At 60.5% G+C, this 8,538-nt stretch carries 7 protein-coding genes (1 of these 7 cut by a window edge); 2 read left to right on the forward strand and 5 right to left on the reverse strand.

Features of this window, described 5'->3' with window-relative positions:
- Positions 1 to 22: 22 nt before the first annotated feature.
- Positions 23 to 1,501 carry a M81 family metallopeptidase gene (locus CFBP5499_RS20370; protein WP_080828898.1) on the forward strand — a complete coding sequence of 493 codons (1,479 nt, stop codon included), beginning with the start codon at positions 23 to 25 and terminating at the stop codon, positions 1,499 to 1,501.
- 58 nt (positions 1,502 to 1,559) lie between these two features.
- Here CFBP5499_RS20370 and CFBP5499_RS20375 read toward each other — a convergent pair whose 3' ends face one another.
- The 5 genes from CFBP5499_RS20375 to hutI all read right to left on the reverse strand — a co-directional run bounded on the left by CFBP5499_RS20375 (position 1,560) and on the right by hutI (position 7,692).
- On the reverse strand, positions 1,560 to 2,129 hold the full coding sequence (locus CFBP5499_RS20375; RefSeq protein ID WP_080830165.1) for a HutD/Ves family protein: 570 nt from the start codon (positions 2,127 to 2,129) through the stop codon (positions 1,560 to 1,562).
- A gap of 60 nt (positions 2,130 to 2,189) precedes the next feature.
- Positions 2,190 to 3,863, reverse strand: coding sequence for a urocanate hydratase (hutU, locus tag CFBP5499_RS20380; RefSeq protein WP_080828897.1), 1,674 nt, complete (start codon positions 3,861 to 3,863; stop codon positions 2,190 to 2,192).
- A gap of 14 nt (positions 3,864 to 3,877) precedes the next feature.
- Positions 3,878 to 4,678, reverse strand: a complete 801-nt coding sequence (gene hutG, locus CFBP5499_RS20385; RefSeq protein ID WP_080828895.1) for an N-formylglutamate deformylase — start codon at positions 4,676 to 4,678, stop codon at positions 3,878 to 3,880.
- Positions 4,679 to 4,891: 213 nt separating this feature from the next.
- Complete coding sequence (hutH, locus tag CFBP5499_RS20395) at positions 4,892 to 6,436, reverse strand: histidine ammonia-lyase (RefSeq protein ID WP_080828891.1); 1,545 nt, start codon at positions 6,434 to 6,436, stop codon at positions 4,892 to 4,894.
- The gene (gene hutI, locus CFBP5499_RS20400) at positions 6,433 to 7,692 is read right to left on the reverse strand and encodes an imidazolonepropionase (protein ID WP_080828889.1); all 1,260 of its coding nucleotides are present in this window, start codon (positions 7,690 to 7,692) and stop codon (positions 6,433 to 6,435) included. The genes hutH and hutI overlap by 4 nt, the downstream gene beginning before the upstream one ends.
- A 114-nt stretch (positions 7,693 to 7,806) precedes the next feature.
- On the opposite strand from hutI, the gene CFBP5499_RS20405 reads away from it, so the two are divergent.
- Positions 7,807 to 8,538, forward strand: the 5' portion of a protein-coding gene (locus CFBP5499_RS20405; protein ID WP_080828887.1) for a formimidoylglutamate deiminase. Its footprint extends 615 nt past the window's final position; 732 of the gene's 1,347 nt are visible here — the first part of the coding sequence; its start codon is at positions 7,807 to 7,809; its stop codon lies beyond the right edge, outside the window.

The following is an 8,538-nucleotide window of genomic DNA, read 5'->3' on the forward strand; positions in this document are numbered from 1 at the left end:
CCGGCAACGAGAATCGAAAGACATGCGCATCTTCACGGCGTCGCTCGCCACTGAAACCAATACGTTTTCGCCAGTCCCGACGGATATGGACGCATTTCGCGCGGCTTTTTATGCCGGTCCGGGGGAGCATCCGGAAACGCCGACGCTCTGCTCATCGCCCGTGCCTATTCTGCGCCGCCGCGGCAAGACGGAAGGGTTTACGGTGATCGAAGGGACCTCCTGCTGGGCGGAACCGGCGGGCCTCGTCCAGCGCCAGACCTATGAAACGCTGCGGGATACCATTCTTGCCGAGCTTGCTGCTGCCCTGCCGGTGGATGCCGTGGTGCTTGGCCTGCACGGCGCCATGGTGGCGCAGGGTTATGCCGACCCGGAAGGGGATTTTCTATCCCGCATCCGGGAGATGGTCGGCCCGGATGTGCTGGTCGCGGCGGAATTTGATCCCCACAGTCATCTGACGGCACTTCGGGTCAAAAATCTCGATATCATGGCGACGTTTCTGGAATTTCCGCATACGGATTTCGAAGAGCGCGGTGAGCATGTCGTGGACATGGCGCTGCGCACGCTTCGGGGAGAGATCAACCCGGTCATCTCCACTTTCGATTGCCGCATGATCACCATCTACCCGACCAGCCGCGAACCGATGCGTTCCTATGTCGACCGGTTGAAGGCGATGGAAGGCAAGGACGGTATCCTGTCGATTTCCGTCATTCACGGTTTCATGGCAGGCGACGTGCCGGATATGGGAACGCGGATCGTTGTCGTTACTGACAATGACAAGGCAAAGGGTGATGCACTGGCCGAAAAGCTCGGCCATGAGCTGTATGCCATGCGCAAGCTGACCGCGATGCCGATGCTGGATACGGAATCGGGTCTCGACCTTGTTCTCACCATTCGCAACGACAATCCGGAAAAGCCGGCCGTGGTATCGGACATATGGGACAATCCCGGCGGCGGCGTCGCCGGCGACGCTACTCATATTCTGCGGCGCATGGTGGAGCGCGGCATGGATAATTTTGCCGTCGCGACGATCTGGGATCCGATTGCGGTGTCTTTCTGTCACGCCGCGGGCGAGGGGGCCGAGATCGATCTGCGCATCGGCGGCAAATCCAGCCCCGAGGGCGGGGAGCCGCTTGATTTCCGCATAAAGGTCATGCGCACCGCCGAGGCCGGCTGGCAGAGTTTCCGCAACAGCCGGGTCACGCTAGGTCGCGCCGCTGTCGTCCGGCCGCTCGGCACTGACATCGACATCATCCTCATCACCAGCCGGACGCAGACTTATGAGCCGGATATCTTTTCCAATCTCGGCATCGATTTCGCGAAAAAGGATGTGCTGCTGGTTAAATCGACCAACCATTTCCACGCCGGCTTTGCGCCTGTCGCCTCCGAGATCGTTTATATAGCGGCTCCGACGTCCTATCCGACCGATCCGGCAAAAACGCCCTATCGCAAGGCGAGCCTTGAACTCTGGCCGCGCGTGGCCGATCCGCTGGGTCTGGATTGAGGTGGTCGCGGTTTGCGCCTTCTTCGGGCGGAACCGCGATGCATGGTCTGGAAAGACTTCAGATACGCTCGAGCGTGATCAGGAAAAACGCGTTTTCGTTCTGATCCGCTTCGATGACGAACGGTAAACCGGCTTCGATCAGCAGGCCGTCGAGTTTCTCCAGACGGTTCTTACCGCTGCCGGTGGAGACTGTCAGAGGTTGTAGCGCTAGAATAAGAGTGATGTCTCCAGCTGCTTTGCCTGAAAATAGTCCGGAATGCCTTTCCACCGCATGACGAAAGGTTGAGCGCCGGGTCATGACGTTCAGATCGACAATTGGGCCATCCGATAAGGTCGCGTTCACCGGAACATCGGCCGGAAAGGGCAGGGGCGGGCTTTCTTTTGTCAGCAGCAGCGGATCGCTGGCCGCGATTGCCAGCGCCATGCCGTTTCCCTCAAGAATGGAGAGGGTGCGGTCTATGCCCGAAAAGATCGAAAACGGCCCGTCATTTGCAACCGTCGCCATGCTGATGCGCCAGTCGAAATCCTCCACGGAAGAGCCGGGCGGAAAAATGGCAATTTCCACTGTTTCGCCGCCGCCGTTTTTCCAGGGCATTCGCTTGTAGTCGCTTGCGCGCAGCAGGGTCATGGTTTCCACTTTGAGAGGGCCGGCCGGAAAGAGGTGTTTCTCTTTCCGGCCGCGAGAGGATCAATTGCCGAGGATACCGGGCAGGCGCAGGCCCTGCTCTTTGGCGCATTCCACGGCGATGTCGTAGCCGGCATCGGCGTGCCGCATGACGCCGGTTGCCGGGTCATTCCACAGCACCCGTTCCAGCCGGCGTGCGGCATCGTCGGTGCCATCGGCGCAGATGACCATGCCGGAATGTTGCGAGAAGCCCATGCCGACGCCGCCGCCGTGATGCAGCGAAACCCAGGTCGCGCCGGAGGCGGTGTTGAGCAGCGCGTTGAGGAGCGGCCAGTCGGAAACGGCGTCCGAGCCGTCTTTCATGGCTTCGGTCTCGCGGTTGGGCGATGCGACGGAGCCACTGTCGAGATGGTCACGGCCGATGACAACAGGCGCCTTCAGTTCGCCGTTCTTGACCATTTCGTTGAAGGCAAGCCCGAGACGATGGCGGTCACCAAGCCCAACCCAGCAGATTCGCGCCGGAAGACCCTGGAACGCGATGCGCTCGCGCGCCATATCCAGCCAATTGTGCAGGTGCTTGTTATCGGGCAGCAGCTCCTTCACCTTGGCGTCGGTCTTGTAGATGTCTTCCGGATCACCGGAAAGGGCAGCCCAGCGGAACGGGCCGATACCGCGGCAAAAGAGCGGGCGGATATAGGCCGGCACGAAGCCCGGGAAGGCGAAGGCGTTTTCCAGCCCTTCATCCTTGGCGACCTGGCGGATATTGTTGCCGTAATCGAGCGTCGGAACGCCGGCATTCCAGAAATCGACCATGGCCTGAACATGCACCTTCATCGAGGCGCGGGCGGCAGCGGCAACGGCCTTCGGGTCGCTTTCCTGCTTGGCGCGCCATTCGGCAACGGTCCAGCCGGCGGGAAGATAACCATGGACGGGATCGTGCGCCGAGGTCTGGTCGGTGACGATATCGGGGCGGACGCCGCGACGGAAAAGTTCCGGGAAGATCTCCGCGGCATTGCCGATCAGGCCGACGGATTTCGCCTCGCCCGCCTTTGTCCACTGGTCGATCAGCGCCAGTGCCTCATCCAGCGTATGCGCCTTCGCATCGACATAGCGGGTCCGCAGGCGGAAATCGACACGGGTTTCATCGCATTCGACGGCGAGGCAGCAGGCTCCGGCCATGACGGCGGCCAGCGGCTGTGCGCCACCCATGCCGCCGAGACCGCCGGTCAGGATCCATTTGCCCTTCAGGTTGCCGTCATAATGCTGGCGACCGGCCTCGACAAAGGTTTCATAGGTGCCCTGCACGATGCCCTGCGTGCCGATGTAAATCCACGAACCAGCCGTCATCTGGCCGTACATCGCAAGACCCTTCTTATCCAGCTCGTTGAAATGATCCCAGTTCGCCCAATGCGGCACCAGATTGGAGTTGGCGATCAGGACACGCGGCGCATCCTTGTGGGTGTGGAACACGCCGACCGGCTTGCCGGACTGCACGATGAGGGTTTCATCCTCGTTCAGGTCCTTCAGCGTCGCGACGATGCGGTCGAAATCGTCCCAGGTGCGGGCGGCTCGGCCGATGCCGCCATAAACCACCAGCTCATGCGGGCGCTCTGCGACGTCAGGGTCGAGATTGTTCATCAGCATGCGCAGCGGCGCTTCCGTCATCCAGCTTTTGGCATTGAGTTCAGTGCCCTGCGGTGCACGGACGTCGCGAATATTGTGGCGTGGATTGTTCATGTGCTTTCCCCTTATCATTTCGTGTCGAGCGCAAATTTTTCCATGCGCGTGAGAATGGTCTTGAGATGGGTGCGAAGCCGTTCGGCTTTGCCAGTGTCATAGGCAAAAGGCGGATGCTCACTTTGAAGATGGGTGGACTGCGACAGTTCCATCTGAATGGCATGCACGCCGGTTTCCGGTTTTCCGTAATGGCGCGTCGTCCAGCCACCTTTGAAGCGGCCGTTCAGAATGCTGTTATAGCCGTCAGCCGCCGCGGTCACTTCGACGGCGATTTTCTCGATGGCCGGATCGCAGGTCTTGCCCATATCCGTGCCGATGTTGAAATCCGGCAGCTTACCCTCGAACAGGAAGGGGATATGTGAGCGGATCGAATGGCAATCATAGAGAATGGCGACGCCATGGATGGATTTCACCCGTTCGATTTCCGCCGCAAGGGCTGCGTGATAGGGCGCGTGGAAGCTTTCAAGGAGATATGCGATCTCGGCTTCGTTCGGCTCCGCTCCCGTTTTCCAGATGGCCTTTCCGTCGAAGTCCGTTTCCGGGATAAGGCCGGTCGTGTTCTGGCCGGGATAAAGGCTCACGCCGGAGGGATCGCGGTTTGCATCGATCACGTAGCGATGGAACGTTGCCCGCACGCTTGTCGCGTTTTCGAGAAGCCCGGCATAAAGCTCATGGATATGCCAATCGGTATCGGCGAGAATTTTGCCGTTGTCGTTGAGGCGGTCCCAAATTTCCGCCGGCACATCCGTACCGGTGTGGGGCAGGCCGAGGATGATGGGCGAGCTACCCTGGTGAAGAGAGAACGGCGTGTTCATCGACCAGCCCCTTCTATCGTGGGGTTACCCCCCTCTGCCCTGCCGGGCATCTCCCCCTCAAGGGGGGAGATCGGCAAGAGGATAATACCCTGCCAATAGAACGAGTGAGCACGGCATCTGATCTTTCCCCTTAAGGGGGAGATGCCCGGCAGGGCAGAGGGGGGTAACCCCCGTGCACAGACAGAATTGGAGGAGGATAAAACGTCCATCACCTCAAACCTCCAGCTTCGGTAGAATGCCGCCCGAAATCGTCGAAACCAACGCGCCAGAGGCAATCAGCTCCGCCGCCGCCTTCAAATCCGGCGCCATATAGCGGTCTTCTTCCAGCGACGGGATTTCTGCCCGCAGCACAGCAATCACCTTCTGCAATTCGGGGCTGGTTTTCAGCGGTCCGCGCAGCTCCACACCCTGAACGGCCGAAAGCGCCTCGATTCCGAGGATGGCAAAGAGATTATCGGTCATCGGCAATAGACGACGCGCACCATGGCAGGCCATCGAGACATGGTCTTCCTGATTGGCCGAAGTCGGCGTCGAATCGACTGAGGCCGGGTGCGCCATCTGCTTGTTCTCGCTCATCAGCGCAGCGGAGGTGACTTCGGCGATCATCAGGCCGGAATTCAGGCCCGGCTTCTTGGAAAGAAAGGCAGGCAGACCATAAGAAAGCGCCGGATCGACCAGCAGCGCCACACGGCGCTGGGCGATCGCGCCGATTTCACAAATGGCAAGCGCCGTCTGGTCGGCGGCAAAGGCCACCGGCTCGGCGTGGAAGTTACCGCCGGAAACGACGGAATTGTCCGATAGTACCAGCGGATTGTCGGTCACCGCATTGGCTTCGATTTCCAGCGTGCGGGCCACCTGGCGCAGAAGATCGAGGCAGGCGCCGTCGACCTGCGGCTGGCAGCGAATGCAATAGGGATCCTGCACCCGCTCGTCGCCCTCGATATGGCTGACGCGGATTTCCGAGCCCTCCAGCAGCCGGCGCAGCGCCGCACCGGCATCGATCTGGCCTTTGTGACCGCGCAGGCTGTGAATATCAGGGTGGAAGGGCGCGGATGAGCCCATGGCGGCGTCGGTGGAAAGCGCACCGGTGATCAGTGCTGCCTGTGCTGCGCGATGGGCGCGGAAAAGCCCGGCCAGCGCCAGCGCTGTCGAGGTCTGCGTGCCATTGATCAGCGCCAGCCCTTCTTTTGCCGCAAGAACCACCGGCGTCAGCCCGGCTTTCGCCAGCGCCTCGCCGGCGGGAAGAAGCGCGGCCTCATAAAAGGCCTCGCCTTCGCCCATCATAACGGCGGCCATATGGGCAAGCGGCGCGAGATCGCCGGAAGCGCCGACTGAACCCTTTTCGGGAATGACGGGGATGACGCCCTTTTCCAACATGCCCTCGATCAGACGAACCAGTTCCAGCCGCACACCGGATGCGCCGCGGCCGAGCGAAACCAGCTTCAGCGCCATGATCAGCCGTACGATATTTTCAGGAAGCGCTGCGCCGACCCCACAGCAATGCGACAGGATGAGATTGCGCTGCAGCGTCGCCACATCGGCGGCGTCGATCTTGATGGAAGCAAGCTTTCCGAAACCAGTATTGATGCCATAGACCGGCGCATTGCCGGCGGCGATTTCGGCAATGCGGGCCGCCGCTTTTTCAATGCCGGCATCGAAGGAGCGATCGAGCTTTGCCGTGCCGTTTTCCCAGTAGATTGCGGCAAGATCGGCAAGCGTCACGGCGCCTGGATGAAGCGTGATGGTTTTCATGGTCATGGGGAAACCTTCTGTCCCTTGAAAATACGGGTATGGAGCGGATTAAAGCCGATGCGATAGACAAGCTCCGCCGGGCGCTCGATATCCCAGATGGCAAAATCGGCGGATTTTCCGGCCTCCAGCGTGCCGGTTTCCGCAAGCAGTCCGAGCGCCTTTGCCGCATTGCGCGTTGTCGCCGTCAGGCACTCTTCCACGGTCATGCGGAAAAGCGTGGCGCCCATATTCATGGTCAGGAGCAGCGAGGTGAGCGGTGACGTGCCGGGATTACAATCCGTTGCGAGCGCGATCTCGGCTCCGGCATCACGCAACGCCTGAACCGGCGGCAGCTGCTTTTCCCTGAGCGCATAGAAGGCGCCGGGCAGAAGCACCGCCACGGTTCCCGCTTTTGCCAGCGCCTTCGCACCGGCCTCGTCGAGATATTCCAGATGATCGGCCGAAAGCGCGTTGTAGGAGGCGGCGAGCTCTGCACCGCCGAGATTGGAAAGCTGCTCGGCATGCAGCTTGACGGGGAGCCGCCGCTGCTTTGCTGCCGCGAAAACCCGGTCGATTTCCGCGACGGAAAAGGCGATGCCTTCGCAAAAACCGTCCACCGCATCCGCCAGTCCTTCTACATGGGCTTTTTCCAGCCCGGGCAGAACGACTTCAGCAATGTAATCGGCGTTGCGGCCCTTATAGTCCGCGGGTGTCGCGTGTGCGGCGAGGTAGCTGGTGACGATGCGCACCGGCCGCAGCGTCTCGAGCCTGCGGGCGACGCGCAGCATTTTCAGCTCGGTTTCGATGTCGAGACCGTAACCGGATTTGATTTCGATGGTGGAAACGCCTTCAGAAAGAAGCGTATCGAGACGCGGCAGAGCCTGCGCCACCAATACCTCTTCCGAAAGTGCCCGCGTGTCACGCACCGAAGAAACGATGCCGCCGCCCGCTTTGGCGATCTCTTCATAAGTGGCGCCATTCAGCCGCATCTCGAATTCCATGGCGCGATTGCCGCCAAAGACGAGATGGGTGTGGCAGTCAATCAAGGCGGGTGTGATCCAGCGGCCGCCGCAATCGGTCGTCTCATCGGCTGTCGAGAGATCGGCGGGCAGATCGCTTTCCGGGCCGGCAAAGGCAATGCGGCCGTTACCCACGGCAATGACGGCATTTTCGACAGTGCCGATGCCGTCAATGGCAGGATTGAAAGTCGCCAGCCGGGCGTTGCGCCACAAAGCCGTGGCGTTTCCCGTCGCCGTTCCCTTCGTAGAATTGTTCCCTAGCATTTGCTTTTCGCCTTTCCTTTGTGGGTTAAATGTATATACATAATAATCGGCTTGGCAAGCTGCAATTTCGGGTTTGAAATGGCCTTGCCGGAAAGAACCAAAGGAGAGGGTGGCATGACGGCAATTCACGCGGGCGCAGCGCTTCTGGCAGGTGGATGGGCAAAGGATGTTCGGATCATCTGCGATGACGGCGTTATTTCATCCGTCGAAACCGGCGTTTCCCCGCAGCCGCAGGACGAGCGCCATGCCGTCATCGTTCCAGCCATGCCCAATCTCCACAGCCACGCCTTTCAGCGCGCCATGGCCGGACTTGCCGAAATTCGCGGTCCCGGTGACGACAGTTTCTGGAGCTGGCGCACCGTCATGTATAGATTCGCGCTCTCCATGACACCTGACCATGTTGAGGCGGTTGCCGCCCAGCTTTATATGGAAATGCTCGAGGCGGGTTTCGGCCGGGTCGGTGAATTCCATTATCTGCATAATGACAGGGATGGCTCGCATTACGGCAATATCGCCGAAATGGCTGAGCGTATCGGCGCGGCCGCCTCGCGGACGGGGATCGGCCTCACATTGCTGCCGGTGTTTTACGCCCATTCCGGTTTCGGCGGTCAGGCGCCGATAGACGGGCAGAAGCGCTTCATCCATTCGCTCGACAGTTATGGAAAGCTGATGCAGGGCGCGCAAGGTGTGGTGGACAGGCTGCCGGGCGCCGTCCTCGGTATCGCTCCCCACAGCCTGCGTGCCGTGACCGGCGACGAGCTGACAGCTATCGAGCCGCTGGCAAAAGGTGGACCGATCCATATTCATGTGGCGGAACAGACGAAGGAAGTGGACGATTCGCTCGCC

It is taken from the genome of Agrobacterium tumefaciens, from assembly GCF_005221325.1.
Classification (GTDB): Bacteria; Pseudomonadota; Alphaproteobacteria; order Rhizobiales; family Rhizobiaceae; genus Agrobacterium.

What these genes read in the sequence shown, in the direction of transcription:
- CFBP5499_RS20370 (WP_080828898.1), top strand. Translation starts at nt 23, where the DNA reads ATGCGCATCTTCACGGCGTCGCTCGCCACTGAAACCAATACGTTTTCG.
- CFBP5499_RS20375 (WP_080830165.1), bottom strand. Translation starts at nt 2,129, where the DNA reads ATGACCCTGCTGCGCGCAAGCGACTACAAGCGAATGCCCTGGAAAAAC.
- hutU (WP_080828897.1), bottom strand. Translation starts at nt 3,863, where the DNA reads ATGAACAATCCACGCCACAATATTCGCGACGTCCGTGCACCGCAGGGC.
- hutG (WP_080828895.1), bottom strand. Translation starts at nt 4,678, where the DNA reads ATGAACACGCCGTTCTCTCTTCACCAGGGTAGCTCGCCCATCATCCTC.
- hutH (WP_080828891.1), bottom strand. Translation starts at nt 6,436, where the DNA reads ATGACCATGAAAACCATCACGCTTCATCCAGGCGCCGTGACGCTTGCC.
- hutI (WP_080828889.1), bottom strand. Translation starts at nt 7,692, where the DNA reads ATGCTAGGGAACAATTCTACGAAGGGAACGGCGACGGGAAACGCCACG.